Below are 25,013 nucleotides of genomic sequence, written 5' to 3'. Positions count from 1 at the left end.
AAATATAGGGTAGAGTGGAAAGAAGGATGAGTGCTACATGGCAGAGAACCTCGCAGTCCGCGCGGCTGAAGTTGCGCGTAAGACGAATGAAACGGACATTAAGCTGGCTTTCGGAGTGGACGGAACCGGGATCTCCAAGATCGATACCGATGTTCCTTTCCTGAACCATATGCTGGATCTATTCACGAAGCACGGTCAATTCGACCTTACCGTGGAAGCGCGCGGCGATGTAGATATTGACGATCACCACACGGTTGAAGACATCGGCATTTGCCTGGGTCAAACGCTTCGCGAAGCACTGGGCGACAAACGCGGCGTTAAGCGTTACGCTTCCGTGTTCGTACCCATGGACGATGCGCTGGCACAGGTGGTTATTGATCTGAGCAACCGACCGGCTTTCGAATATCGCGCGCAGTATCCGTCCCAGCAAGTAGGCAGCTTCCAAGTCGAGCTGGTTCACGAGTTTCTGTGGAAGCTGGCGCTTGAAGCGCGCATGAACCTGCATGTAATCGTTCATTACGGGGTGAATACTCACCATATGATCGAAGCGGTATTCAAGGCGCTTGGCCGTGCGCTGGATGAAGCGACAAGCATTGACCCGCGCGTGCAAGGAGTGCCTTCGACGAAAGGAGTGCTGTAGGATGATCGCGATCATCGATTACGGCATGGGCAATCTGCACAGCGTCAGCAAAGCCGTTGAGCGACTCGGGTATGAAGCGGTCATTACCGCCGATGCCCAGGTGATCATGGAGGCGGATGGTGCGATTCTGCCGGGAGTTGGCGCTTTCGGCGACGCGATGCAGAATTTGCAGAATACCGGCCTTGAAGAAGTGACACGCTTCTACGCTGCATCCGGCAAGCCGCTGCTCGGCATTTGCCTTGGCATGCAGCTGCTGTTCAGCGAAAGCGAGGAGTACGGACAGCATCAAGGCTTGGGGCTGCTCCCCGGCAACGTCATCCGCTTCCGCGGCGACTTCAAGGTGCCGCATATGGGCTGGAACAAGTTGTCGTTTAAGCAGCAGGAGAGTCCTTTGTTTAAAGGGCTTGAGGGGGGACATGTGTACTTCGTCCATTCCTTCCATGCGAAGCCGCAGCGCGGCGATGATCTGCTCGCCATTACGGACTACAACGGTCCGGTGACCGCCATTGTCGGCAGAGGCAATGTGTACGGCATGCAGTTCCATCCGGAGAAAAGCGGCGAGCTCGGCATGAGCCTGCTTCGGAATTTCCTCGCGTTGACGACAGAATCTAGAGAAACCGCTCGATAGATGCGAGTGGTGTTCTACATATCAAGCTAGAAGGGAGGCGGCTTTCGGATGCTGGCTAAACGTATTATTCCATGTCTGGACGTGAAGGACGGCCGGGTCGTGAAAGGCATCAACTTTGTCAACTTGCGCGATGCAGGCGATCCTGTGGAGCTTGCGGCAATTTACGACTTTGAAGGCGCGGACGAGCTTGTTTTCCTTGATATCTCCGCTTCGGTTGAAGGCAGAGCGACGATGATCGAGGTCGTCAAACGAACGGCCGGAGAAATTACGATCCCGTTTACGGTGGGTGGAGGCATCTCTCACGTCGATGATATGAAGCGGTTGCTTCGTGCCGGAGCCGATAAGATCGGTATCAATACGGCAGCGGTCAAGAATCCGTCGCTTGTGAAGGATGGCGCGCGTAAATTCGGATCGCAGTGTATCGTTGTTGCAATCGATGCCAAGTTCAACCCGGCTTGGGGCGAATGGGAAGTGTACACGCACGGCGGACGTACAGCAACCGGCATTAAGGCGCTTGCTTGGGTGAAGGAAGTGGAGTCGCTTGGAGCGGGTGAAATTTTGCTCACCAGCATGGATGCGGACGGAACGAAGGACGGCTTCGATATTAAGCTGACACAAGCGGTTTCGCAGTCGATCAGTATTCCGGTTATCGCATCAGGCGGAGCGGGCAAAGTGGAACATTTCTACGATGTATTTCAGCAGGGTCATGCGGATGCGGGTCTTGCGGCAACGATTTTTCATTATAAAGAATTGACGATCCGCGATGTGAAGGATGACTTGCGGCTGAAAGGAGTCGAGATCAGGTGAGTACTGGACAAGGAAATGAAACAGTTGCTGCAGCGATTAAATGGAACGAGGCTGGCCTCGTGCCGGCAATCGTGCAGGATGCTAACAGCAAAGAAGTTCTCATGATGGCTTATATGAATGAGGAATCGCTTGGTCGTTCAATCGCAACGGGCGAGACCTGGTTCTGGAGTCGTTCGCGCAATGAATTGTGGCATAAGGGAGCGACAAGCGGCCATACGCAGCGAATCGTCTCGATGCACTACGATTGCGACGGCGACACCCTCTTGCTTCGTGTTGAGCAGACCGGACCGGCTTGCCACACAGGCTCGTACAGCTGCTTCACGAATGAAGTGAACGGCATTCAAGGTGTGGACGCGAATGCGACAACGCTGACCAGCGACCGTTTCGCCATGTTGAATCAGCTCGAAGCCGTAATCGCACAGCGTTATACAGAGCGCCCTGAAGGTGCGTATACGACGTATCTGTTCGAGAAGGGCGTCGATAAGATTTTGAAGAAGGTCGGCGAAGAATCGGCAGAGGTCATTATTGCGGCCAAGAACAAAGACAATGATGAGCTCCGCTGTGAAACGAGCGACCTGATCTTCCACTTGATGGTGCTGCTCCGCGAGCGCGGCTTGTCCTTGGATGAGGTCATGGCTGAGCTTGGCCGTCGCCACAACAAATCCAAGCAGCCGAAGTAAATTAAGCCGCAGCTGCTAATATGAGGAACCGAGCCTGATTGCCAGTGCTCGGTTCTACGACGTTTTGCCATAAAACGTTCATAAATCGGGACAAACCGCGCTAGATGTTGAAAGACGCCGAGAACGCGCAATTGTAGCGGATAATGGGTCTTTTTGCGCATTTGATCGTTTTTTGAAATATTACGATTTCCATGTATAATGAAGGGTGTCGAATCAAGCGGTGTTTTTGATGCATGTAAATAAAAAGTGGTCTAATCGCTCAGGAGGGTATTATGTTGTTTAGCGACAAGCTGCGTATTTTCTCGGGGTCCTCGAATCCCAAACTTGCGGAACGGATTTGCGAGAATCTAGGTATGGAGCTCGGTAAAATCAAAGTGTCTCGTTTCAAAAGCGGTGAAATTTATGTTCACTACGAGGAAACGATCCGTAATTGTGATGTATTCCTTGTACAGTCGTTCTCACATCCGATCAATGATCATTTTGTCGAATTGCTCGTCATGATCGATGCGGCGAAGCGTGCTTCCGCGCGTACCGTCAACATCATTGTGCCGTACTACGGTTATGCACGCCAAGAGCGCAAAGCTGCTCCGCGTGAACCGATCTCGGCTAAAATGCTTGCGGACGTACTGACGACCGTTGGTGCAAACCGCGTTATTACGATTGATCTGCACGCACCGGCGATCCAGGGCTTCTTCAATATCCCAGTGGATCATCTGACGGGTCTTGATCTAATCAGTGATTATTTGAAATCGAAGAACATTAAGAATCCGATTGTAGTATCTCCGGATGCGGGCCGTGCCTCAACTGCTGAGAAGCTGGCTAACTATCTGGATGCTCCGTTTGCGATTATGATTAAGAAACGTCCGGCACACAATGAATCCGTTATTACCCATGTTATCGGTGATGTTGAAGGCCAGACTCCAATAATCATCGAGGACTTGATTGATACGGGCACAACAATCGTCAACGTTGTAGAAGGTCTCAAAGAACGCGGCGCTGAAGATGTGTACGTGTGTGCAACGCACCCGCTCTTCTCCGGCCCTGCAGTGCAGCGATTAGACCATCCGAATATTAAAGAAGTCGTGGTAACGGACTCTATTGCGCTGCCGGAGAACACTTCCGACCGCTTTACAGTATTGTCTGTAGCGCCAATCTTAGCCGAAACGACGCGCATTATTATTGAGGGCGGCTCCATCAGCACGCTCTTCAAAAATGCCGGAATCTAGGCGACATACGGTCTGTACGTAAGGCCAAACTCCGAAATCGCGGGCGAATGCCCGCGATTTCCCACATATTCTTTCGTGTAAGGATAGGCCGCGCTATGGTATAATCGTAGAATATTTGTTTGTACCGGGGAGGTGCCTTTTGTTATGAAAGAAAAGAAAATTGCGGTAGCCAGCCACAGCACGAAAGTCATTCCGATTCAATGGGACGCAACGTTCTTCTTCGAGCGAGCGGTTCGGTCGATGGATCGTTATCATTATGACAAGGCACTGAAGTATTTCCGCCGCGCGGCCGAGTATGAACCGGATAATCCGGTGAATCATTGCAATATGGCCGGCATTTTGTCAGAAATGGGCAATTACGAGGAGTCGAATCGAATCTTGTCGTCGATTGTGAACGAGCTCGATCCGGAGATGACGGAATGCCATTTCTATATGGCGAACAACTTCGCCAACATGGAGAATTACGAAGCAGCTGAGGATTCACTCGTGCGCTACCTGGAGGAAGATCCCGAGGGTCAGTTTCTCGATGAAGCCGAAGAGATGATGGAGTTGCTCCAATTTGAACTGGAGCGTCCGATGAAGCTGGCGTATATTAAGGCGCGCGAAGGATTCTTCGAGCATGACCGCGCGAGGTCCATGCTGGAAGAAGGCAAGTTTGTCGAAGCGGTGCGACTGCTGGAGAGCATTGTCGAGAAGAACGGCGAATTTCTCGCGGCTCGCAACAATCTAGCGTTAGCTTATTACTATATGGGGATTTTCGACAAAGCGATGGTCACCATTCATGAGGTGCTGGACATTGAACCGGGCAATTTGCATGCACTATGCAACCTGGCGATCTTCCATCAGCATGCCGGTGATCAGGAGCAGCTGAAACCGCTCGTGGAGATGCTATGCAGAACCGTGCCATTCCATCAGGAGCATGTGTTTAAGCTGGCTACCACAATGGGTATTCTAGGGGAACACGGCGAGGCCTATCGTCACTTCATTCGTCTTCTGAAGGACAATGCGCTGAAGTCGGATCCATGTCTATATCACTACGCAGCCGTTGCAGCCTGCAATATGGGGCGTTACGAAGAGGCTAGGAAGCTATGGCATCAGGTCAGCAAGCTGGACGGAGAGTCGCATGTACCGGGCTACTATCTGGAACAGCTTTCGCTTATGGAGAAGGGTTTGAATGCGGCGCCTACAAGCTACCATTATCATCTACCCTTCGAAGAGCAGTTTAAGCTGTGGGAGAAATCAACCGAAGCGCTGCCCGATCATATGAAGCGGGATCCGCTCGTTCGTTCTTCCTTCTTCTGGGCGCTGCGCCACGGCGACAGACATACGAAGCTGCAGGTTATCCAAGCTCTTGGTATGATTGCCGACAATGAAGTGAAGGATGCGCTGCGTGATTTTATCGTGGAGCCGCAGGAAGATGACTATCTGAAGCGAATTGCGATCTTCGTACTTCGTTCCATCGGCGTGCATGAATCCCTTAAAGCGGTCCTTGAAGGGAAAGAAACGGTTATCGAACATAGCCGGATGCCTTCAAGACTTCCGATTTGGGAGGATAAATGGCAATCAGTCCTTGAAGCAGCATTGATGCGGATGAACAAGCATTATGATCTGGTTCAGCAACATGACTTATTGACGCTTTGGATTGAGTTTCTTTCGCGGATTTACCCCAATGTGCCGAAGCTTGGAAAAGTGGAGGGCTGGGCTGCGGCGCTCGAGTATTTGACAGCCAAAATGCACCGGAGAGAAATTTCGTACCATGAGGTTTCTCAGCGGTATGGGACGTCGATTGCGACTGTAAGTAAATGCGCCAAACGCATTGATGAAATATGTGGCATTAAAGAAAAAATGAGAATGACATTCCCGGGACTTGCGGAACATCGCGACTAGGGAGTCCATGTTTAGGAGGTAATTACTGTGCATAAAGCAATTATTATCGGAACAGGCCCCGCAGGGCTGACAGCCGCGATCTACTTGGCTCGTGCAAACATGAACCCGCTTATTATTGAAGGTCCTGAACCGGGCGGTCAATTGACGACAACGACAGAGGTTGAGAACTTCCCGGGTTTCCCTGAAGGTATCATGGGTCCTGATCTGATGGCCAACATGCGTAAGCAAGCGGAGCGCTTCGGTGCAGAATTCCGTACAGGCTGGGTGAATTCGGTAGACACTTCGAAGCGTCCGTTCACCCTTCAAGTTGAAGGTCAAGGCGAGCTTCAAGCAGAATCCCTTATTATCTCGACAGGGGCTTCGGCTAAATACCTCGGTATTGCTAACGAGCGCGAGAACGTTGGACGCGGCGTAAGCACATGTGCAACTTGTGATGGATTCTTCTTCCGCGGTAAGAAAATCATCGTGGTTGGCGGCGGCGACTCTGCCATGGAAGAAGCTAACTTCTTGACTCGTTTCGCTTCGGAGGTTGTACTCGTTCACCGCCGCGCAGAAATGCGCGCATCCAAGATCATGCAGGATCGCGCGCGCGAGAACAGCAAGATCACGTGGGCGCTTGACCGCACACCGCTGGAAGTTGTCGCAAACGACATGGCTGTAACCGGCCTTAAAGTGCGCAACAACCAAACGGGTGAAGAGGAAGTTATCGAAACCAACGGGATCTTCGTTGCAATTGGCCACACGCCGAACACGAAATTCCTTGGCGGCCAGCTGGAAACTGATGAGACAGGCTATCTGATCGTGAAGCCGGGTACATCGGAAACGAACATTCCTGGTATCTTCGCTTGCGGCGATGTACAGGACAACAAGTACCGCCAGGCAATTACTGCTGCGGGAAGCGGTTGTATGGCTGCACTTGATTGCGAGAAATTCCTTGAAGGTCATGCCGTGCATGACTGGAGTCAATCGGTATAATAGCAAGCCGGCAAGCTGCATCAAGAGTGTATCTGCACAAGTGAATGACGCATGGATGACGCTGTCCGTAGCAACGGACAGCGTCACTTCATGTTAGCGCGGACGGGGCATTTTTATCCTATTTTATTCCATACCATAGACCCGTTAATGTATTCGTTCTTCGGAATGAAACACGTTGTGTCGCCGAACGGAAGGCGGCATTCGTTTCACCTTGACCAGTTGGAAGCGTTCGCTTATAGTTTAGTTGGAACAGAAGTAACCCCAGATCCTTATATTATAGAGGTGGCCTATTATGTCTGAGAAAATAGTCGTTGGTGTAGATATTGGCGGTACAACAATTAAAGTTGGTATTTGCAGTATGGAAGGCGCTTTGTTGCATACGTATGAAGGAGCAACTGAGGTTGAGAAAGGCTCTGACGTCGTTTGCTCGAATATCGCTGACTATGCCAAGCTGATCGTCGAACAGTCCCCATACTCGTGGGAGCAAGTAGAAGGCGTAGGCATCGGTATTGCCGGTTTCCTCGATATCCCGAACGGGATCGTGAAGCAGTCGGTTAATCTGTTCTTTGATCATGTCCCTCTGAAAGCGATCCTTGAAGAGAAGCTTGGTAAAAAGGTACTAGTCAATAATGACGCGAACGTTGCAGCACTGGGCGAAGCATGGGCAGGAGCAGGCCGTAACATTTCGGATTGCGTATGCTACACGCTTGGAACAGGTGTAGGCGGCGGTGTAATTATAAACGGTAAAATCGTAGAAGGCTTCGCAGGTATGGCGGGCGAGCTTGGTCATATTCCAATCGTGCCGGATCTGGAAGCTATTCAATGCGGCTGCGGCAGAATGGGCTGCTTGGAGACGGTATCTTCCGCAACGGGTATTATCCGCATGGCGAAAGATGCTGTCGAACGTGGAGATCGCACTTCGCTTTCGTTCGTTCCGAACATTATGGCGAAGGATGTCGTTGATGCAGCTAAAGCCGGCGATGAAGTAGCAGCTCGCATCGTAGCTCGCGCAGCTCATTACTTGGGCAAGTCGATGGCTACCGTAGCGGTTGTTCTTAACCCGCAGCGTTTCATCATCGGCGGCGGCGTATCCAAAGCCGGCGAGTTCCTGTTTGAACAAATTCGCGAAGCTTTCAAGAAGTCGGCTCCTGAAATGGCGCAAGAAGGCGTTGAAATCGTGCCAGCTATTCTTGGTAACGATGCAGGCGTTGTTGGCGCAGCAGGTCTAATTATTCGTGCGTAGAAAGTCATGGTAGACGGTGGGAGGGATTGAGTGTGGAAGCGGGAACAGCGATGGCAAAGCTAGTCATCATTACAGGCATGTCCGGTGCAGGTAAAACGATTGCGGTACAGAGCCTGGAGGATCTCGGATTTTTCTGCGTAGATAATCTTCCGCCGGTGCTCATTCCGAAGTTTGCGGAGCTCATAGAACAGTCCAATGGCAAAATCGGTAAAGTCGCACTCGTTATCGATTTACGAGGACGCGAGTTTTTCACGGCATTGTCAGAATCGCTGAATTATATGAAAGAGCACTACACGATTGGGTACGAGATTCTCTTCCTGGATGCAACGGATGGCGTGCTCGTGCAGCGTTATAAGGAAAGCCGCCGGCTTCATCCGCTGGCTCCGGAAGGATTGCCGCTGGAAGGCATCAAGCTGGAGAGACGTATTCTTGAGGATTTGAAAGGCTGGGCGACGCAGGTTATTGATACAAGTAATCTGAAGCCGGCTCAACTGAAAGAACGAATCATGTCTCGCTTCACGAACTCGGACCTTAATACGATCTCTATCAATGTCACGTCATTTGGATTCAAGTATGGAATCCCAATCGATGCCGATCTCATATATGATGTTCGTTTTCTCCCGAATCCGCACTATGTCGATCATCTGCGTCCCAATACAGGTCAAGATCCTGAAGTGTTCGAGTATGTGATGAAATGGCCGGAAACACAGGCGTTCCTCACGAAGCTGCTCGACATGCTGCAGTTTCTTATTCCCCTTTATCGGAAAGAAGGCAAGAGCCAAGTGGTCATCGGGATTGGTTGTACGGGCGGGAAACACCGTTCGGTCGCCATTGCCGAATATTTAGGTCGCATGCTTGGCAGCAGTGACACAGAGCTCGTTCGAGTCAGTCATCGAGATTCAGATCGTGATCGGAGCTGAGGTAAGCGTGGCAGAACGGAGAAAAGAACAGAAGCCCCGAATTGTCGTCATCGGCGGGGGCACAGGGCTATCGGTCATGCTGCGTGGATTGAAAGAGAAGCCGCTTGATATTACGGCCATCGTCACGGTGGCAGATGACGGCGGAAGCTCCGGTATTCTGCGTAATGAACTGCAGATGCCGCCTCCTGGCGATATCCGCAACGTATTGATTGCCCTTGCTGACGTTGAGCCGCTTCTCTCCGATTTGCTGCAATATCGGTTTAATACCGGAACCGGACTTGCGGGTCATAGCTTAGGCAACCTGATGTTAGCTGCTATGACCGACATATCCGGTGATTTCGTGTCCGGCGTCCGGATGCTCAGTAAAGTACTTGCAGTTCGCGGACGTGTGCTGCCGGCTGCAGGGGAAGCGATTGTGCTGAAGGCGGAGACGGTGGATGGCACCATTATTACAGGCGAGTCGAATATTCCGAAGGCAGGTAAAGCGATCAAGCGGGTATTTATTGAGCCCGCAGATGTCGAACCGCTGGAAGAAGCGGTTGAGGCGATCCGTGAAGCCGATGCGATCTTGATCGGTCCGGGCAGTCTCTACACCAGCATTATCCCGAATTTGCTAGTGCCTAAACTGGCGCAAGCCATTGTCGATTCGAATGCGGTGAAGATGTTCGTCTGTAATGTGATGACGCAGCCGGGAGAAACGGACAATTATTCGGTAAGCGACCATTTGGCCGCGGTACATGCGCATATCGGTCATCATCTGTTCGATTATGTTATCGTCAACGACGGTGAGATTCCCGAACAGGTGCAAAATAAGTACGCCGAACGAGGTGCAAAAGCTGTACATCTTGATCTCGAAGAAGTGAAACGGCGCGGCTATGAAGTTATTGCAGACCGGCTCGTCCTGTTTCGCACGTATTTGCGTCATGATGCAGCTAGGTTAAGTCATCATATTTATCAGCTTGTGGAAAACTGGATGGAACGAAAGAGGTGAGTTACATTGTCTTTTGCGGGACAAACCAAAAAAGAATTGACGCTCATCGAAGCCGATCCGTGCTGTGAGAAGGCGGAGCTCTCTGCACTGATTCGAATGAACGGCTCGGTTTCGTTGTCGAGCCGAAAGGTTATACTCGATATATCGACGGAAAATGCGGCGATTGCTAGACGGATCTATTCACTCATTAAGAAGCAATTCGCGGTTCATACGGAACTGCTGGTGCGCAAGAAGATGAGATTGAAGAAGAACAACGTTTATATCGTGCGGATTCCGGCCAACGTGCAAGAGATATTGAGCGACCTCAAAATTGTCTCCGAGGGCTTTATGTTTAATCAGGGCATCGATAGAGACATAATTCGCAAGTCATGCTGCAAACGCTCCTATCTGCGCGGCGCGTTCCTGGCCGGGGGTTCCGTGAATAACCCGGAAGGATCGTCCTACCACCTGGAGATTGCCACCATGTATGAAGAGCACTGTCAAGCGCTTGTGGAGCTGGCGAATAAGTTTGAACTCAACGCCCGCTGCATCGAACGTAAGAAAGGGTTTATCTTCTACATGAAAGAGGGCGAGAAAATTATTGAGCTCCTCAGCATCATCGGTGCCCATCAAGCGCTCTTCAAATTCGAGGATGTGCGCATCATGCGTGATATGCGTAACTCCGTCAACCGGATCGTGAACTGCGAGACGGCGAATTTGAATAAGACGATTGGTGCCGCTGTGAGGCAGATCGATAATATCAAGCTGCTCGAGCGTGAGGTGGGGCTGGATACACTGCCTGATAAGCTTCGCGAGGTGGCCAATATACGGCTTATGCATCCGGATTTGAATTTAACGGAAGTCGGCGAGATGCTCAAAGGCAAGGTGAGCAAGTCAGGCGTGAACCACCGTTTGCGCAAAATCGACGAGTTGGCCGAAAAATTAAGGAACGGTTAGGCAGAAGGCTAGTGTAGACTTTAGAAAAGTGATATAATAGCGAATAAAATGACTTGGTGCAAATGATCGCAGGATTGAATTTCGTATAGGGGGTAAGGTTTCCATGACAAGGCATCCGGTTGTCGTTCGACTGAAGACAGGTCTTCATGCAAGACCGGCCGCACTTTTTGTTCAGGAAGCGAACAAGTTTTCTTCCGAGGTGTTCGTAGAGAAAGACGATAAAAAAGTGAACGCAAAATCGATTATGGGTATTATGAGTCTTGCTATCAGCTCAGGTACTGAGGTTACAATAAGCGCGGAAGGTTCCGACGCCGATCAAGCTGTAACCGCTTTAGTCAACCTGGTTAGCAAGGAAGAGCTAGAAAACCAATAATCAGACATAAACGACTCGAAGAAGCTCCCTATTGGGGGTTTTTTCTATTTTATGGTCCAATTTATGGATGTACAGCGCAACAAAGCATGAGGGAGCAGCGTCTGAGTAGATAGAACCAAATATGGAGATTGAAGGGGGCTGAACGTGATGAAGAAGATGCAATCCAAATGGCTCTTGGTACCTGTATTGGCACTGGCGGTTGGCGTAGGGGCGATGTTTGGGGCAAACGGTCATGGCGGCAATGAGGTGTATGCGGTGGATAATGGGAGTCTTGTACAGAAAAGCACGATTACAGTAGCAGGTACAGGTAAGCTGGAGGCGGCACCGGATGTGGCGTACTTGAGCGTGGCGGTTGAGGCGCGCGCGGCAACGGCGAAGGAAGCTCAGTCGAAGAATGCGACACAGTTTGCAGGCTTGAAGAAAGTGCTGTTCGATACGTACAAGATGAATGCCAAGGACGTGAAGACGGTAGGCTTCTACGTGCAAGCAGAATATGAATACAACAGCAAAGACGGCACTAGCAAAATCAAAGGCTATGTGTCCGTGCATAACATTCAAATTACGACACGTGACTTAGAGGGTATCGGCAAATTGCTGGATGATCTGTCGGCGAATGGCGCTAATCGGGTAGATGGAGTCCAGTTCAACACAGAGAAACAGGAGCAATATGAGATTCAAGCACTTGAGAAAGCAATGGCTAATGCCAAAGCGAAAGCGGCAGCGCTTGCGAAGGCCGCAGGCAAACAAGTGAAGGAAGTCATCAGCATCTCGCAAAACGGCACAAGCAGCGGGCCGATCTACTACGGACGTGATCAAATGGCTCCGGAAGCAGCAGGTATGGCTGATAAAGCAGAGACGAGTGTGCAAACCGGCGTCATTAACGTTTCTGCAGACGTTACAGTCGTCTATGAAATGCAATAATACAGCGGGTTATTAGGCGAAAAAATAAGGCAGACCTCTCTCCGTCGTGGAGAAGGGTCTGCCTTATTTGATGAACTGGCAGTTACGCTATCTAGAACATAAGCTAGGCTAACGATTTCCGATCATCGGTGGTGGACAGGCCGCGCTGCTCAATGGCATGTTCAATCAGTGCAATAAACTCTTCGGATAAACGCATCGCTCTAGCTTCATGGTAGACTTCAATTAAGTGAGTGTCGCTAAGCGGACGCAGCAGGAGAGACTTGTCCTGCATGGGCAAGAAGAGATTCTGATTATCTGTGTTAACTGGGGCATGCTGAAAAGTAGGCTCAAACGATGGCGTGTAAGAAGTATATACGCTGCCAGAATCACTGGATCGAATGAAATTTCGCACGCTTGCGAATGGGTTCGTAAGTTTCATGCGTGTGCAACTCCGTTTATATTAGATTTCCGAAACGTAACCTAAGTGACGGTGGATATGGAATCATTTAGTACATCTTATCATGATTTATTGGAGCAGTCCGCACCCATTCAGCGCTTCAAATTGTCATTGACAGACTGTATGAACTGTGTTAAAGCAAATAAAAAGAGCGTTAATCCGGCGAAGGATTAACGCTCTTTCATGTTCTTATGAACAATGACTTACAGTTTCTCGATAACCTTGTCAACGAGGCCGTAAGCTGCCGCTTCAGCAGCGGACATGAAGTAATCACGGTCGGTGTCGCGCTCGATCTTCTCAAGCGTTTGACCCGTGTTCTCCACCAAAATCCGGTTCAGCGTATCGCGAGTTTTCAAGATGTGCTTCGCACGGATCTCGATATCGCTTGCTTGACCTTGCGCACCGCCAAGCGGCTGATGAATCATCACTTCGCTGTTAGGAAGCGCGTAACGTTTGCCTTTGGCACCGGCCGCAAGCAAGAATGCACCCATCGAAGCAGCCATGCCCACGCAGATGGTGGAAACAGACGGTTTAATGAAATTCATCGTATCGAAAATGGCGAGACCTGCAGAGACCGAACCGCCAGGGCTGTTGATGTAAAGCGAGATGTCCTTATCCGGATCGTCGGCTGCAAGGAATAATAGCTGCGCGATAATGGAGTTAGCTACCATATCGTTGACTGGCGTGCCTAGGAATACAATTCGATCCTTCAGCAAACGGGAATAAATGTCATATGCGCGTTCGCCGCGGTTGTTCGATTCGATAACCATTGGTACGAAACTCATCGTAAGTCCCTCCTCAAGAACATTCATATAGTGGTGAAACGCAGAACCGGCAATCGAAGTGGAATAGCCCTTCGAATGTGGAGCTGCTAATAAATTCATCATAACGGATTACGAATTAAAAGTCAAAGATGGTCAAATTGTCTGTAAACATGCAAATAAGGCCCAGATGAAGGTTACATTCGAGCAGAAATGGGGATGCTGTTTGAGGTGAGCTTTCTGCCTGAAACATGAAGAAGGACCCTCCGTTTAATCGGAAGGTCCTTCATTATGAGTCATTCATTATTGTTATAATGGCGCGCCCGCGAGGAATTGAACCTCGATCTCAGGCTCCGGAGGCCTACGTCATATCCATTGGACCACGGGCGCAAAGTGACAGCGAAGATAAGTATATGTGATTGAGGATAGAAAAGCAAGATCATTAGATAAATTAATTTTGTGCAAATCGTGACGGGAAACGGTTTCATTAGGCAAACTGATCTTGCCCCTGCCATGAGTTTGGGTTACAATAGGTGTGGGACTTAAAAAGAGCATATGGGACGAAACGTGTCCCTGCAATAGTCCCATGAGATACGAAGCCTCTCTCTGCAACAGGAGTTGATGTTGGAAGATGCAATCTCTCATCGAAATACAGCAGCAGCTTCTGCCGGACTTACTTATCGTCATGAGGAAAAGGTATCTTATTCTCCGTCAGGTCATGCTATCAGATATGATCGGTCGGCGCACATTAGCAGCTTCACTCGATATGACAGAGCGGGTGCTGCGCGCGGAAACGGATTTTCTCAAAGCACAGGAGCTTCTCCTCATTGATGCTGCAGGGATGCGGATCAGTGATGCCGGTAAACGGCTGCTTGAGGATATGGAGCCTTTCTACAAAGCGATGTTCGGGTTGTCGGAGCTGGAAGAGAGAATTCGCAAGCATTTTGGATTAAAGCAAGTTGTGATCGTCTCGGGCGATTCCGATGCTTCCCCTCATACGAAGCGGGAGCTGGGCCGAGCAGGATGCGCGGTGCTGAGCAAAGCGATGAAGAACGACGATGTCATTGCCGTAACCGGCGGTTCGACATTGGCCCAAGTCGCTAACCAGCTGAACTCGCAAACACCGCTCAAAGGCAATTGGTTTGTACCGGCACGCGGCGGACTTGGCGAAAGCTTGGACTACCAAGCCAATACGATTGTTTCCACAATGGCTAAGCGAACAGGTGCGCAATACCGGATGCTTCATGTACCGGATCACTTGGGCGAAGAAGCGTACACCTCCTTGATGCAGGAACCAAATGTGAGGGAGATCGTGGAAGTTATTCGCAAAGCCCGCATCGTCATTCATGGGATCGGAGACGCTATGGTAATGGCTCGTCGCAGACGGGTGGATGCGGCGGTTGTCGACGCACTGAAGGCAGAAGGAGCGCTTGCGGAATCGTTCGGGTACTATTTTGACCGAAGCGGTTCTGTCGTTCATAAGATGCTCACTGCGGGTCTTCGAATCGAAGACATTATGGAAACTGAGGTTGTCATTGCGATTGCAGGCGGCCGCAGTAAAGGTGAGGCGATCGCAGCCGTGATGCGCTTCGGACATGATGATGTACTCGTCACCGACGAGGCAGCTGCCCTTGAAATTGCAGCGATCATCGATCAGGAACAGTAAGTGATGTGATCTTGACGAGTGGACCGCCGGAAACCGGTGTCCAACGCCTCGTCTTGAGATAAATGAAATTATGCCTAGGAGGAAACTAAAATGGTAAAAGTTGGTATTAACGGATTTGGTCGTATCGGCCGTAACGTGTTCCGCGCAGCATTGAACAACCCGAATGTACAAGTGGTGGCTGTTAACGATTTGACAGACACAAATACACTGGCTCACCTGCTTAAATATGACACTACACATGGCAAGCTGGAAGCTACTGTAGAAGCTAAAGAAGGCGCGCTGATCGTAAATGGCCGTGAAATCAAGGTTTTTGCTGAACGTAACCCTGAGAACCTTCCATGGGCTTCTGTAGGCGCTGAAATCGTTGTTGAATCCACTGGTATTTTCACAGCGAAAGACAAAGCTGAGCTTCACTTGAAAGGCGGCGCGAAGAAAGTAATCATCTCCGCTCCAGCTACTAACGAAGACATCACAATCGTAATGGGCGTTAACGAAGATAAATACGATGCTTCCGCTCACACAATCATCTCCAACGCTTCTTGCACAACGAACTGCCTTGCACCATTCGCTAAAGTAATCAACGACAAGTTCGGTATCGTAAAAGGTATGATGACTACAATTCACTCGTACACGAACGATCAATCCGTATTGGACGTTCCACATAAAGACCTGCGCCGTGCTCGCGCTGCTGCAGAAAACATCATTCCTTCATCCACAGGCGCTGCTAAAGCAGTATCCCTTGTTCTGCCTGAGTTGAAAGGCAAACTTAACGGTATGGCTATGCGTGTTCCTACGCCTAACGTATCCGTAACAGACCTGGTTGCTGAACTGAAAGTTAACGTAACAGTTGACGAAGTAAACGCAGCATTGAAAGATGCAGCTGAAACTTCCCTTAAAGGCATCATGAACTACTCCGATGAGCCGCTTGTATCGAGCGACTACAACAGCGACCCAGCTTCCTCCACAATCGACGCTTTGTCGACTATGGTTGTTGAAGGCAACATGGTCAAAATCATTTCTTGGTACGACAACGAGTGGGGCTACTCCAACCGTGTAGTTGACCTTGCTGCTTACATCGCATCCAAAGGTCTGTAAGACATCCCCCTAAGTCCCTTTGAAGTGGGGATTCCATGGGACTCTATGAAGACCCAATAACCGTCGAAGGAGCTGCTTGTGGCAGCTCCTTCGCGATAGTTTGCGGATGCCTGCCATACGACTTAGAGTTCAAGAGAATTTAACGCATCTGCGGGTCCCTTTATTGGGATCCGGATGCTTCTTTTTATTAACGGTTGCCCGTTGCAACCTGCAAGAGCCGGTTTCCCTGTGGGAAACTAGAGCAAAAACATATAGATATAAACCTGCAACAGACTGCGGGATGGATAGCAAGCGGAGAATTTAAATATACTTAAGACCTTTATCATGGGGTTCCCGGGAGGATTTCACTAATGAACAAGAAGAGTGTGCGTGACGTTGAAGTAGCCGGTAAACGTGTATTTGTTCGTGTGGATTTTAACGTACCAATGGAGAACGGTGCGATTACGGATGATACGCGTATTCGCGAGACGCTGCCTACCATCAAGTATCTGATCGAGAACGGTGCGAAAGTGATTTTGGCGAGCCACCTGGGACGTCCAAAAGGTCAAGTCGTTGAAGGTATGCGTTTGACTGAAGCCGGCGTGCGTTTATCGCAAATGCTTGGCAAGCCGGTTGTCAAAACAGACGAAGCGGTTGGCGAGTCTGTTAAAGCGCAAGTAGCTGCTCTTAAAGAAGGCGACGTGCTCTTGCTGGAGAACGTTCGTTTCTATGAGGGTGAAGAGAAGAACGATCCGGAACTGGCGAAAGCTTTTGCCGAGTTGGCTGATCTGTTCGTAAATGATGCTTTCGGCGCTGCTCACCGCGCTCATGCATCGACTGAAGGTATCGCACACTATCTGCCGGCTGTATCCGGTCTTCTAATGGAGAAAGAGCTTGACGTGCTTGGCCGCGCGCTCTTGAAACCGGAACGTCCATTTACAGCGATTGTCGGCGGATCTAAAGTTAAAGACAAAATCGACGTTATCAACAAAATGATCGAAATCGCAGATAACATCATTATCGGCGGCGGTCTTTCCTATACGTTCTTCAAAGCACAAGGCCATGAAATCGGCCAATCGCTCTGTGACAACTCCAAGCTTGATCTGGCACTCGAGTTTATCGAGAAAGCCAAATCGCTGGGCAAGCAGTTCCTGCTGCCGGTTGATATTGTCATTACGGACGAGTTCAGCGCGAAAGCAAACACGCAAATCGTTGATGTTGACGGCATTCCTGCTGAATGGGAAGGCATCGACATCGGTCCGAAAACACGTGAGCTGTATGCAGATGTAATCAAAAACTCCAAACTGGTTGTATGGAACGGGCCGATGGGCGTATTTGAAATCGAGCCATTCTCGCACGGTACGCGCGCGGTTGCGGCAGCTTGTGCAGATACAGCAGCTTACACCATTATCGGCGGCGGCGATTCCGCGGCAGCTGCAGAGAAGTTTGGTCTTGCTGACAAGATGGACCACATCTCCACTGGCGGCGGCGCATCTTTGGAATTCATGGAAGGCAAGGCGCTTCCGGGCGTTGTTGCACTGAACGACAAGTAAGGGATAAGAGGAGCGAATAACGATGCGTAAACCAATCATTGCAGGCAACTGGAAAATGTTCAAAACGGTTTCTGAAGCGACTGCATTCTTCGCAGACGTTAAAGGCAAAGCAGAGGTTGACGGTGTTGAAACGGTCATCTGCGCGCCATTCACAACATTGCCTGCGCTTGTAGAAGCGGCTAAAGGCACAGCGATCGCAATTGGCGCACAAAACGTTCACTTCGAGGACAACGGTGCGTTCACGGGCGAAATCAGCGGCGTTATGCTGAAAGACCTCGGCGTTCAATATGTCATTATCGGTCACTCGGAGCGCCGCGCATATTTTGCGGAATCCGATGAGATTGTAAATAAGAAAGTCCATGCTGCATTCAAACACGGCCTAACGCCTATCGTTTGTGTGGGTGAGAAGCTGGAAGAGCGTGAAGCAGAGCAAACGAAATCGGTTTGTAAAGTTCAAACCGAAGCTGCTTTCCAAGGCTTGTCCGCAGCACAAGCGGCAGAAGTAGTTGTTGCATATGAGCCAATCTGGGCGATCGGCACAGGCAAATCTTCGACTTCCGCTGATGCGGAAGACGTAATCGCGTTCATCCGCGATGTTATCGCCGGCCTATACGATGTGGCAACAGCAAACGCGGTTCGCATTCAATACGGCGGCAGCGTGAAACCGAACAACGTAAGCGAATATCTGGGTCAATCCAATATCGACGGCGCATTGGTCGGCGGTGCAAGCTTAGAGCCTGCATCCTTCATCGCACTTGTCGAGGGGGCGAAGTAAGATGACAGCTCCGGTTGCACTCATTATTTTGGACGGATTCGGTTTGCGTAACGATGTTACCGGCAATGCGGTTGCACAAGCGAATAAACCGAACTACGATCGCTACTGGAACACCTACCCGCACACGACGTTAACGGCGTGCGGAGAGGCAGTAGGTTTGCCGGAAGGTCAAATGGGCAACTCCGAAGTTGGCCATTTGAACATCGGCGCAGGTCGTATCGTATATCAAGACTTGACTCGCATCAGCAAGTCGATTCGCGACGGTGAATTCTTCGACAACGAGACGTTGATGGGCGCCATCCGCCACGTGAAAGAGAATGGCAAGAAGCTGCATTTGTACGGCTTGCTGTCTGACGGCGGCGTACACAGCCATATTGCGCACTTGTTCGCATTGCTTGAGCTTGCGAAGAAAGAAGAAATCGAGGAAGTGTACATCCATGCGTTCCTGGACGGCCGCGACGTGTCGCCGGACAGTGCAAAAGGATACCTTGAGCAGCTAACAGCGAAGATCGCAGAACTCGGCGTAGGCAAAATCGCGACTGTACAAGGTCGCTACTACGCGATGGATCGCGACAAACGTTGGGAGCGTACCGAGAAATCGTACCGCGCCATGGTTTATGGAGATGGACCGCAATATAAAGATCCGATCCAAGCCGTTGTGGAATCCTACGAGAAATCGGTCTATGACGAGTTCGTCATGCCGACTGTAATCGTGAAAGAAGACGGCAGCCCGGTAGGCGTTGTGGAATCCGAAGATGCGGTTATCTTCTTCAACTTCCGTCCTGACCGTGCTATTCAGCTGTCGCAAGTGTTTACAAACAGCGACTTCCGCGGTTTCGACCGTGGGCCGAAAGCGCCGGAGAATCTCTACTTTGTCTGTTTGACACTGTTCAGTGAAACCGTTGGCGGTTTCGTTGCGTATAAGCCGAAGAACCTCGATAACACGCTGGGTGAAGTGCTCGTGCAGAATGGGAAGCGTCAGCTTCGCATCGCCGAGACGGAGAAATACCCGCATGTTACGTTCTTCTTCAGCGGCGGTCGCGACGCAGAACTTCCGGGCGAGACGCGTATTCTGATCCCTTCTCCGAAGGTAGCTACTTACGATCTTCAGCCTGAAATGAGCGCCTATGAAGTAGCAGCTGCAGCCGTGAAAGAAATCGAAGCAGATCGTCAAGATGTGATCATCTTGAACTTCGCGAATCCGGATATGGTTGGCCACTCCGGTATGCTTGAGCCGACAATCAAAGCGGTTGAAGCGACTGACGCGTGCCTGGGTCAAGTAGTAGAAGCGGTGCTGGCAAAAGGCGGCGTATGTCTGATTACGGCTGACCACGGCAATGCTGATATGGTGATCGACGAGAACGGTCGTCCGTTCACGGCCCATACGACAAACCCGGTTCCATTCATCGTGACGAAGCAGGTTGGACCTCTTCGTGAAGGCGGCATCCTCGCGGATATCGCGCCGACGATTTTGTCTCTTGCAGGTCTTCCGAAGCCGGCAGAGATGACAGGCACGCCTCTTGTTCAAGGGTAAGCCACGCCACCGATGGATGGCGACAGCCGTTTCACCTGGTTTACTATAATCATTCATGCGTTTAATGGTTAATGACGATAAATAGGTAAAGAATCAATCAAAATTAAAGGAGTGTTTTCGAATATGTCTATCATTACTGACGTTTATGCACGCGAAGTACTTGATTCCCGCGGTAACCCTACAGTTGAAGTTGAGGTTATGCTGGAGTCCGGCGGCAAAGGCCGCGCAATCGTTCCATCCGGTGCTTCCACCGGCGCTTACGAGGCTGTTGAGCTTCGTGACGGCGACAAATCCCGTTACCTGGGTAAAGGCGTTCTTCAAGCAGTAGAGAACGTAAACACAATCATCGCTCCTGAAATCATCGGCCTGGATTCGCTTGATCAAGTACTAATCGACCGTAAAATGATCCAGCTTGACGGCACGCACAACAAAGGCAGATTAGGCGCTAACGCAATTCTTGCCGTATCTATGGCTTGTGCACGTGCAGCAGCTGACGCGCTTGATGTACCTCTTTACACATACCTTGGCGGATTCAACGCGAAAACACTTCCGGTTCCAATGATGAACATCGTTAACGGCGGCGAGCACGCTGACAACAACATCGACGTTCAAGAGTTCATGGTTCTGCCGGTTGGCGCTGAAAGCTTCAAAGAAGCACTTCGTATCGGTACGGAAATCTTCCACAACCTGAAATCGGTTCTGAAAGATAAAGGCCTGAACACAGCAGTAGGCGACGAAGGCGGTTTCGCACCGAACCTTGGTTCCAACGAAGAAGCGATCACAACAATCATCTCCGCTATCGAGCGCGCAGGCTACAAGCCGGGCGTTGACGTATTCCTCGGTATGGACGTTGCGTCCACGGAGTTCTACAAAGACGGCAAATACCACCTCGAAGGCGAAGGCCGCTCGTTCACTTCCGCTGAATTCGTGGACCTGCTTGCTTCGTGGGTTGAGAAGTACCCAATCATCACAATCGAAGACGGCTGCTCCGAAGACGACTGGGAAGGTTGGAAATTGCTCACTGACAAATTGGGCGGCAAAGTCCAACTCGTTGGTGATGACCTGTTCGTAACAAACACAGAGCGTCTGTCTGACGGTATCGACAAAGGCGTAGGTAACTCGATCTTGGTTAAAGTAAACCAAATCGGTTCCCTGACTGAAACATTCGATGCGATCGAAATGGCAAAACGCGCTGGCTACACAGCTGTAATCTCCCACCGTTCCGGTGAGTCCGAAGACAGCACAATTGCAGACATCGCAGTAGCGACAAATGCAGGCCAAATCAAAACAGGCGCTCCGTCCCGTACGGACCGCGTTGCAAAATACAACCAATTGCTTCGCATCGAAGATCAATTGGGTTCCACAGCACAATACGCAGGCAAAAGCGCGTTTTACAACCTGAAAAACTTCAAGTAAGTTTCAAAGGAAAAACGGCTAAAGCCAAAATGGCATAAGAGTGTCCCAAAAGGTGAGGTAGTTTAAGCCTAGGCATTCGCTATAATTAGGGAGAGATAACAGGGCGCAAGACCTGTTGCTCTCCCTTTTTGCATGGAAAGAGCAGGAAGTGAAGAACAAAAAACTATAGAGCTATGAGGTGGAAGCATTGGCTAAACCGGTTGTTGGCTTACAGTTGTATACGCTTCGTGATCAAACGGAGAAGGATTTCATCGGTACGATTCGCAAAGTAGCCGAAATGGGCTACAAAGCAGTAGAATTTGCAGGGTACTTCAATACGCCTGCGAAGGAATTGAAAGCATTGCTGGACGAGCTTGGTTTGCAAGCGCCATCGGCGCATGTCGGTCTAAACTTCGGTGAGCCTGAGAAAATCGAAGCCGATCTGGCAAAGCAAATTGAATATGCGAAAGAAATCGGCCTTCAATATATCGTGACACCATGGGCTCCGCTGCCTGAGAACCCAACGGCAGAAGACGTGAACAAGCTTGCAGACATTCTGGCTGCAGCTGGTAAGCAAGTAAAAGAAGCTGGACTGATCTACGGCTATCATAATCATGATTTCGAATTCAAGCTGGTTGACGGCAAACCGGTTATTGATCTGCTTCTGGAGAAAGTGCCTGCAGAATACCTCATAGCTGAATTTGATTTCGGCTGGGTACACATGGGCGGACAGAATCCGGTTGATTATGCAAACCGTTACGCGGGCCGTTTGCCTTTGGCGCACTTTAAAGATTTTGGCCAAGGCCGCAGCGACACCGAGGTGGGCAAAGGGATCGTGAATTTGAAAGGCGTCCTGGATGTAGCCGAGCAATCGGGCATTCAATACATTTTCGTGGAACAAGAGCAGTTTGTTTCTTCGTCGCTGGAGAGCGCGAAGATCAGCCTTGATTTCTTCCGCGAGAACGACTATCTATAAGCGATAAATGAGAAAGGCTCTGCGGTTCCCTTTAGGGGACTGCGGAGCCTTTTTTGGCATGGTGCTAAATAAACCGAGAAAGCTTGCGGAATTGGCCCGGAGGCACACCGGTGTGCTGTTTAAACCATTTGGTAAAGTTGTGGATGGAGCCGACTTGAAGCTCATCGGCGATGGTAAGGAGCGAGAACTCGGAATGAGCGAGCAGCTCCTTGGCCAGCTGAAGTTTACGGCCCATGAAATACTCGTATGGCGTCGTTCCCAACTGTGCGCGGAAGAGCCTTGCAATATGATCAGGGTGGTAGGAGCTCCACTGTCCAAGCCAGTTGTGGCTGTAGCGCTCGCGTGCGTGTTCGTCACATTTAGCTGCAATCGCGCTGATGATCGGAGATAGCGGCTGCTGATTGCTGACCGTGCGAAGTTCCTCTTGCTTCATTGCAGCAAGCAGCTCCAGCAGCAGACCGCGAAGCAGCGGAGCCGTATACGCTCGCGATTCGGCACTATAGCATTCGGCTAGGCGAGCGAAGCGGGGCTCGAACCGCTCAACAGACAGCTGGCGCACATCTTGGAACAATAGGCTGTCCTCCGGTTGCAGGGCGCTTCCAACCAGCATCCGGTTATCTTGCTTCGTGTCTAGCGCCGGGTCGAATTTGGCGGTATCACGAATCTTAATCCCTGTGCTTCTTTCGGAGGGGTTATATTCTTCCCAGCTGAAGTGTAAGCCGTACAAGAGAAACGGAGCTGCTTCATCGGCGATGAAATGATGTACCGTATCAGGGCCATAGTAGAATAAGCTCCCGGGGAGAGCGTTATAATGCTCGCCTTGTATATTGGCTGTTCCATGACCGGCGGCAACGAATATAAATTGATGCTCATCGATGACCCTGGGACCGAAGGAAAAGCCAGGCAGACACCGCAGTTTATTGGCATACCAGACAGCAGGCTGAAGCGACTGCCAGCTTACAGCCGGCATGGAGCTGTTATTCAAGATGACTGCCCCCTCAAAGGAATCAGGATGTCGGTCAGAGTTAAAAAGGCGTCGGATGCAAATAAATACACCGCTTTCACCTAAGCATATAATGGAATTATGAAGTCGACAATCGACAAATTCCTAACGGGATGAAAGGGCGGGATGGCGATGGATCCGGCGATCAAACCGGCAACGCGGTCTTTCGAAGATGCGACACCTTTATTGGCGGTACCTGAGGAATTGAGACGTGAAGCAGAGAAGAAGGGGTATTTGTTCTTTAAGCATTTCTTCCCACGAGAAGAAGTGATAGAGCTTCGGAGGCAAATGCTGAATGTATTGCATGATGAAGGGCTTCTGGATCCTTCGACGCCGCTGCTCGATGGTATTGGCAATCAACCAATCATCGACGAAATGACGGTCGAAGAGCTGAACTGGAATGGGATCGGGACGACGCAGCAGGTCTATCATAAGGTTCAGAAGCTGGAATCGTTCCACGCTGTAGCTCATCATCCCAAGCTTCTCGGGTTGTTTGACACGTTATTCGGAGAACGCACCTTCCCGCATCCCCGTAATATTGCCCGTATCATGCTGCCAAGTGACAAGCTGAACGTAACGCCGCCGCATCAGGACTTTCTCCATATTCAAGGCAGTTACACAACATGGACCTGCTGGGCACCGATCGGGGATGTTCCTAGAGCGCTTGGCGGTCTATCGGTTCTTGAAGGCAGCCATGATACCGGTTTGCTTGGCGTTACGGCTAATCCTGGTGCCGGGGGACTGGAGTCGATTCTGTGCGGGCTTGGCTATGAATGGGCAGAGACCGACTATGAAGCGGGCGATATTCTGATTTTCCACAGCTTGACGGTGCATAAGGCGCTTGCGAATACGATCCCGGGACGGGTAAGGCTGTCACTGGATTTGCGTTTCCAACCTGCGAGCCAACCAATCGAGCATGCATCCTTGCTGCCGCACGGGCCATTCGAATGGGATGAACTGTACGAGGGCTGGACACGCGAGGAGCTGCAATACTACTGGAAGAAGGAGCAGTTCACGTTCCTGCCGTTCAACGAGGAGATCCGCTGGCAGAAGGACAAAATCTGTTAGCTTGTATTAACCACCTTGCTATGGTACAATAATATTGCTGTTTCTAGGTCTTGTCTCCTTAGGCAAGGCACGGCAAACTTTAAATTTGCTCCTTGTGCGCAGGAGGTGGAACTATGGAAATCACTTTTAAAATTTTGCTTATCATTTTCTCCTTGGCTCTGATCTCAGTTGTACTTTTACAAAAAGGGAAGAGCGCTGGGTTGTCGGGTGCTATTTCCGGCGGTGCTGAGCACTTGTTCGGTAAAACGAAAGCACGCGGCTTGGACCTATTCTTGCAGCGTATGACAATCGCAGTCGCAGCAGGCTTCTTCATTACTGCTCTGATTGTTGCGTACCTAGTTAAGGCGTAATGAAATAAGATGTACAGAAAGCGGGCTTAGGGCTCGCTTTTTTTGTTGCTTATGCAAACTGGAAAAAGTTTACTCAATACATGCAGCAGGCGAAAAATGTTATTTTTGCCGGGCTGGCGCGGATGGTGGCCATACCTTTCGTGTATACTATATAGTATATGGCAATCTATCAACCGACTGCTGCATAAACGTTGA

25 protein-coding genes and 1 tRNA gene are annotated in these 25,013 nt (G+C 50.4%); 22 read left to right on the top strand and 4 right to left on the bottom strand.

Features of this window, described 5'->3' with window-relative positions; all coding sequences use genetic code 11:
• Nucleotides 1-37 precede the first annotated feature (37 nt).
• The 13 genes from hisB to AC50Y3_RS29405 all read left to right on the top strand — a co-directional run bounded on the left by hisB (nt 38) and on the right by AC50Y3_RS29405 (nt 12,227).
• Complete coding sequence (gene hisB, locus AC50Y3_RS29465) at nt 38-640, top strand: imidazoleglycerol-phosphate dehydratase HisB (RefSeq protein ID WP_494822225.1); 603 nt, start codon at nt 38-40, stop codon at nt 638-640.
• Nucleotide 641: 1 nt separating this feature from the next.
• On the top strand, nt 642-1,268 hold the full coding sequence (gene hisH / locus AC50Y3_RS29460; protein WP_494822224.1) for an imidazole glycerol phosphate synthase subunit HisH: 627 nt from the start codon (nt 642-644) through the stop codon (nt 1,266-1,268).
• Between the two features lie 48 nt (nt 1,269-1,316).
• Nucleotides 1,317-2,075, top strand: coding sequence for an imidazole glycerol phosphate synthase subunit HisF (gene hisF, locus AC50Y3_RS29455; RefSeq protein ID WP_494822223.1), 759 nt, complete (start codon nt 1,317-1,319; stop codon nt 2,073-2,075).
• Nucleotides 2,072-2,755 (top strand): bifunctional phosphoribosyl-AMP cyclohydrolase/phosphoribosyl-ATP diphosphatase HisIE, encoded by a 684-nt coding sequence (gene hisIE / locus AC50Y3_RS29450; RefSeq protein ID WP_494822222.1) that lies wholly within the window; start codon nt 2,072-2,074, stop codon nt 2,753-2,755. The genes hisF and hisIE overlap by 4 nt, the downstream gene beginning before the upstream one ends.
• Nucleotides 2,756-3,030: 275 nt before the next feature.
• On the top strand, nt 3,031-3,981 hold the full coding sequence (locus AC50Y3_RS29445) for a ribose-phosphate diphosphokinase (protein ID WP_494822234.1): 951 nt from the start codon (nt 3,031-3,033) through the stop codon (nt 3,979-3,981).
• 144 nt (nt 3,982-4,125) lie between these two features.
• On the top strand, nt 4,126-5,868 hold the full coding sequence (locus AC50Y3_RS29440; RefSeq protein ID WP_494822221.1) for a tetratricopeptide repeat protein: 1,743 nt from the start codon (nt 4,126-4,128) through the stop codon (nt 5,866-5,868).
• A 27-nt stretch (nt 5,869-5,895) separates the two neighbouring features.
• On the top strand, nt 5,896-6,843 hold the full coding sequence (gene trxB, locus AC50Y3_RS29435) for a thioredoxin-disulfide reductase (RefSeq protein WP_494822220.1): 948 nt from the start codon (nt 5,896-5,898) through the stop codon (nt 6,841-6,843).
• A gap of 292 nt (nt 6,844-7,135) precedes the next feature.
• Nucleotides 7,136-8,086: an ROK family glucokinase gene (locus tag AC50Y3_RS29430; protein WP_494822219.1), complete on the top strand. Its 951-nt coding sequence runs from the start codon at nt 7,136-7,138 to the stop codon at nt 8,084-8,086.
• A gap of 50 nt (nt 8,087-8,136) precedes the next feature.
• Nucleotides 8,137-9,006 carry an RNase adapter RapZ gene (gene rapZ, locus AC50Y3_RS29425; protein WP_091225630.1) on the top strand — a complete coding sequence of 290 codons (870 nt, stop codon included), beginning with the start codon at nt 8,137-8,139 and terminating at the stop codon, nt 9,004-9,006.
• Between the two features lie 7 nt (nt 9,007-9,013).
• Complete coding sequence (locus AC50Y3_RS29420) at nt 9,014-9,997, top strand: gluconeogenesis factor YvcK family protein (protein WP_494822218.1); 984 nt, start codon at nt 9,014-9,016, stop codon at nt 9,995-9,997.
• A 6-nt stretch (nt 9,998-10,003) separates the two neighbouring features.
• Nucleotides 10,004-10,933 (top strand): DNA-binding protein WhiA, encoded by a 930-nt coding sequence (gene whiA / locus AC50Y3_RS29415; protein WP_494822217.1) that lies wholly within the window; start codon nt 10,004-10,006, stop codon nt 10,931-10,933.
• A 103-nt stretch (nt 10,934-11,036) separates the two neighbouring features.
• Entirely contained in the window at nt 11,037-11,306 is a 270-nt protein-coding gene (locus tag AC50Y3_RS29410; protein WP_090583454.1) for an HPr family phosphocarrier protein, read from the top strand.
• 147 nt (nt 11,307-11,453) lie between these two features.
• Nucleotides 11,454-12,227, top strand: a complete 774-nt coding sequence (locus AC50Y3_RS29405) for an SIMPL domain-containing protein (protein WP_494822216.1) — start codon at nt 11,454-11,456, stop codon at nt 12,225-12,227.
• A gap of 103 nt (nt 12,228-12,330) precedes the next feature.
• Here AC50Y3_RS29405 and AC50Y3_RS29400 read toward each other — a convergent pair whose 3' ends face one another.
• The 3 genes from AC50Y3_RS29400 to AC50Y3_RS29390 all read right to left on the bottom strand — a co-directional run bounded on the left by AC50Y3_RS29400 (nt 12,331) and on the right by AC50Y3_RS29390 (nt 13,814).
• Nucleotides 12,331-12,645, bottom strand: coding sequence for a sporulation histidine kinase inhibitor Sda (locus AC50Y3_RS29400; protein ID WP_494822215.1), 315 nt, complete (start codon nt 12,643-12,645; stop codon nt 12,331-12,333).
• A gap of 221 nt (nt 12,646-12,866) precedes the next feature.
• Nucleotides 12,867-13,448 (bottom strand): ATP-dependent Clp endopeptidase proteolytic subunit ClpP, encoded by a 582-nt coding sequence (clpP, locus tag AC50Y3_RS29395; protein ID WP_091225604.1) that lies wholly within the window; start codon nt 13,446-13,448, stop codon nt 12,867-12,869.
• A gap of 291 nt (nt 13,449-13,739) precedes the next feature.
• A tRNA-Arg gene (locus AC50Y3_RS29390) sits at nt 13,740-13,814 on the bottom strand.
• Between the two features lie 241 nt (nt 13,815-14,055).
• Here AC50Y3_RS29390 and AC50Y3_RS29385 point away from each other — a divergent pair.
• The 7 genes from AC50Y3_RS29385 to AC50Y3_RS29355 all read left to right on the top strand — a co-directional run bounded on the left by AC50Y3_RS29385 (nt 14,056) and on the right by AC50Y3_RS29355 (nt 22,397).
• A complete protein-coding gene (locus tag AC50Y3_RS29385) occupies nt 14,056-15,090 on the top strand; it encodes a sugar-binding transcriptional regulator (protein WP_494822214.1) in 1,035 nt (344 codons plus the stop codon).
• Nucleotides 15,091-15,180: 90 nt separating this feature from the next.
• Nucleotides 15,181-16,185 carry a type I glyceraldehyde-3-phosphate dehydrogenase gene (gap, locus tag AC50Y3_RS29380; RefSeq protein WP_475784701.1) on the top strand — a complete coding sequence of 335 codons (1,005 nt, stop codon included), beginning with the start codon at nt 15,181-15,183 and terminating at the stop codon, nt 16,183-16,185.
• Between the two features lie 350 nt (nt 16,186-16,535).
• Entirely contained in the window at nt 16,536-17,717 is a 1,182-nt protein-coding gene (locus AC50Y3_RS29375) for a phosphoglycerate kinase (protein ID WP_494822213.1), read from the top strand.
• Between the two features lie 22 nt (nt 17,718-17,739).
• On the top strand, nt 17,740-18,492 hold the full coding sequence (tpiA, locus tag AC50Y3_RS29370; protein WP_494822212.1) for a triose-phosphate isomerase: 753 nt from the start codon (nt 17,740-17,742) through the stop codon (nt 18,490-18,492).
• A 1-nt stretch (nt 18,493) separates the two neighbouring features.
• Nucleotides 18,494-20,026 carry a 2,3-bisphosphoglycerate-independent phosphoglycerate mutase gene (gene gpmI, locus AC50Y3_RS29365; protein WP_494822211.1) on the top strand — a complete coding sequence of 511 codons (1,533 nt, stop codon included), beginning with the start codon at nt 18,494-18,496 and terminating at the stop codon, nt 20,024-20,026.
• A gap of 123 nt (nt 20,027-20,149) precedes the next feature.
• Nucleotides 20,150-21,442, top strand: coding sequence for a phosphopyruvate hydratase (gene eno, locus AC50Y3_RS29360; protein WP_494822210.1), 1,293 nt, complete (start codon nt 20,150-20,152; stop codon nt 21,440-21,442).
• 187 nt (nt 21,443-21,629) lie between these two features.
• On the top strand, nt 21,630-22,397 hold the full coding sequence (locus AC50Y3_RS29355; RefSeq protein ID WP_210664236.1) for a sugar phosphate isomerase/epimerase family protein: 768 nt from the start codon (nt 21,630-21,632) through the stop codon (nt 22,395-22,397).
• Nucleotides 22,398-22,461: 64 nt separating this feature from the next.
• On the opposite strand, the gene AC50Y3_RS29350 is transcribed toward AC50Y3_RS29355, so the two are convergent.
• Nucleotides 22,462-23,382, bottom strand: coding sequence for an AraC family transcriptional regulator (locus AC50Y3_RS29350; RefSeq protein WP_494822209.1), 921 nt, complete (start codon nt 23,380-23,382; stop codon nt 22,462-22,464).
• Between the two features lie 144 nt (nt 23,383-23,526).
• Between AC50Y3_RS29350 and AC50Y3_RS29345 the strand changes: the two genes are divergently transcribed.
• Together AC50Y3_RS29345 and secG are read left to right on the top strand one after the other, a co-directional pair.
• Nucleotides 23,527-24,468 carry a phytanoyl-CoA dioxygenase family protein gene (locus tag AC50Y3_RS29345; protein WP_494822208.1) on the top strand — a complete coding sequence of 314 codons (942 nt, stop codon included), beginning with the start codon at nt 23,527-23,529 and terminating at the stop codon, nt 24,466-24,468.
• 113 nt (nt 24,469-24,581) lie between these two features.
• Nucleotides 24,582-24,818, top strand: coding sequence for a preprotein translocase subunit SecG (gene secG, locus AC50Y3_RS29340; protein WP_091225614.1), 237 nt, complete (start codon nt 24,582-24,584; stop codon nt 24,816-24,818).
• Nucleotides 24,819-25,013 lie beyond the last annotated feature (195 nt).

The organism is Paenibacillus sp. J22R98, from assembly GCF_059383835.1.
The sequence above is the reverse complement of the archived record's forward strand: the minus strand, read 5'-3'. Positions and strand labels throughout refer to the sequence as shown.

Coding starts and splice junctions, on each gene's coding strand:
- hisB (WP_494822225.1), top strand. CDS start 38: ATGGCAGAGAACCTCGCAGTCCGCGCGGCTGAAGTTGCGCGTAAGACG.
- hisH (WP_494822224.1), top strand. CDS start 642: ATGATCGCGATCATCGATTACGGCATGGGCAATCTGCACAGCGTCAGC.
- hisF (WP_494822223.1), top strand. CDS start 1,317: ATGCTGGCTAAACGTATTATTCCATGTCTGGACGTGAAGGACGGCCGG.
- AC50Y3_RS29440 (WP_494822221.1), top strand. CDS start 4,126: ATGAAAGAAAAGAAAATTGCGGTAGCCAGCCACAGCACGAAAGTCATT.
- AC50Y3_RS29430 (WP_494822219.1), top strand. CDS start 7,136: ATGTCTGAGAAAATAGTCGTTGGTGTAGATATTGGCGGTACAACAATT.
- rapZ (WP_091225630.1), top strand. CDS start 8,137: ATGGCAAAGCTAGTCATCATTACAGGCATGTCCGGTGCAGGTAAAACG.
- AC50Y3_RS29410 (WP_090583454.1), top strand. CDS start 11,037: ATGACAAGGCATCCGGTTGTCGTTCGACTGAAGACAGGTCTTCATGCA.
- AC50Y3_RS29405 (WP_494822216.1), top strand. CDS start 11,454: ATGAAGAAGATGCAATCCAAATGGCTCTTGGTACCTGTATTGGCACTG.
- AC50Y3_RS29400 (WP_494822215.1), bottom strand. CDS start 12,645: ATGAAACTTACGAACCCATTCGCAAGCGTGCGAAATTTCATTCGATCC.
- clpP (WP_091225604.1), bottom strand. CDS start 13,448: ATGAGTTTCGTACCAATGGTTATCGAATCGAACAACCGCGGCGAACGC.
- AC50Y3_RS29385 (WP_494822214.1), top strand. CDS start 14,056: ATGCAATCTCTCATCGAAATACAGCAGCAGCTTCTGCCGGACTTACTT.
- gap (WP_475784701.1), top strand. CDS start 15,181: ATGGTAAAAGTTGGTATTAACGGATTTGGTCGTATCGGCCGTAACGTG.
- AC50Y3_RS29375 (WP_494822213.1), top strand. CDS start 16,536: ATGAACAAGAAGAGTGTGCGTGACGTTGAAGTAGCCGGTAAACGTGTA.
- tpiA (WP_494822212.1), top strand. CDS start 17,740: ATGCGTAAACCAATCATTGCAGGCAACTGGAAAATGTTCAAAACGGTT.
- gpmI (WP_494822211.1), top strand. CDS start 18,494: ATGACAGCTCCGGTTGCACTCATTATTTTGGACGGATTCGGTTTGCGT.
- eno (WP_494822210.1), top strand. CDS start 20,150: ATGTCTATCATTACTGACGTTTATGCACGCGAAGTACTTGATTCCCGC.
- AC50Y3_RS29345 (WP_494822208.1), top strand. CDS start 23,527: ATGGCGATGGATCCGGCGATCAAACCGGCAACGCGGTCTTTCGAAGAT.
- secG (WP_091225614.1), top strand. CDS start 24,582: ATGGAAATCACTTTTAAAATTTTGCTTATCATTTTCTCCTTGGCTCTG.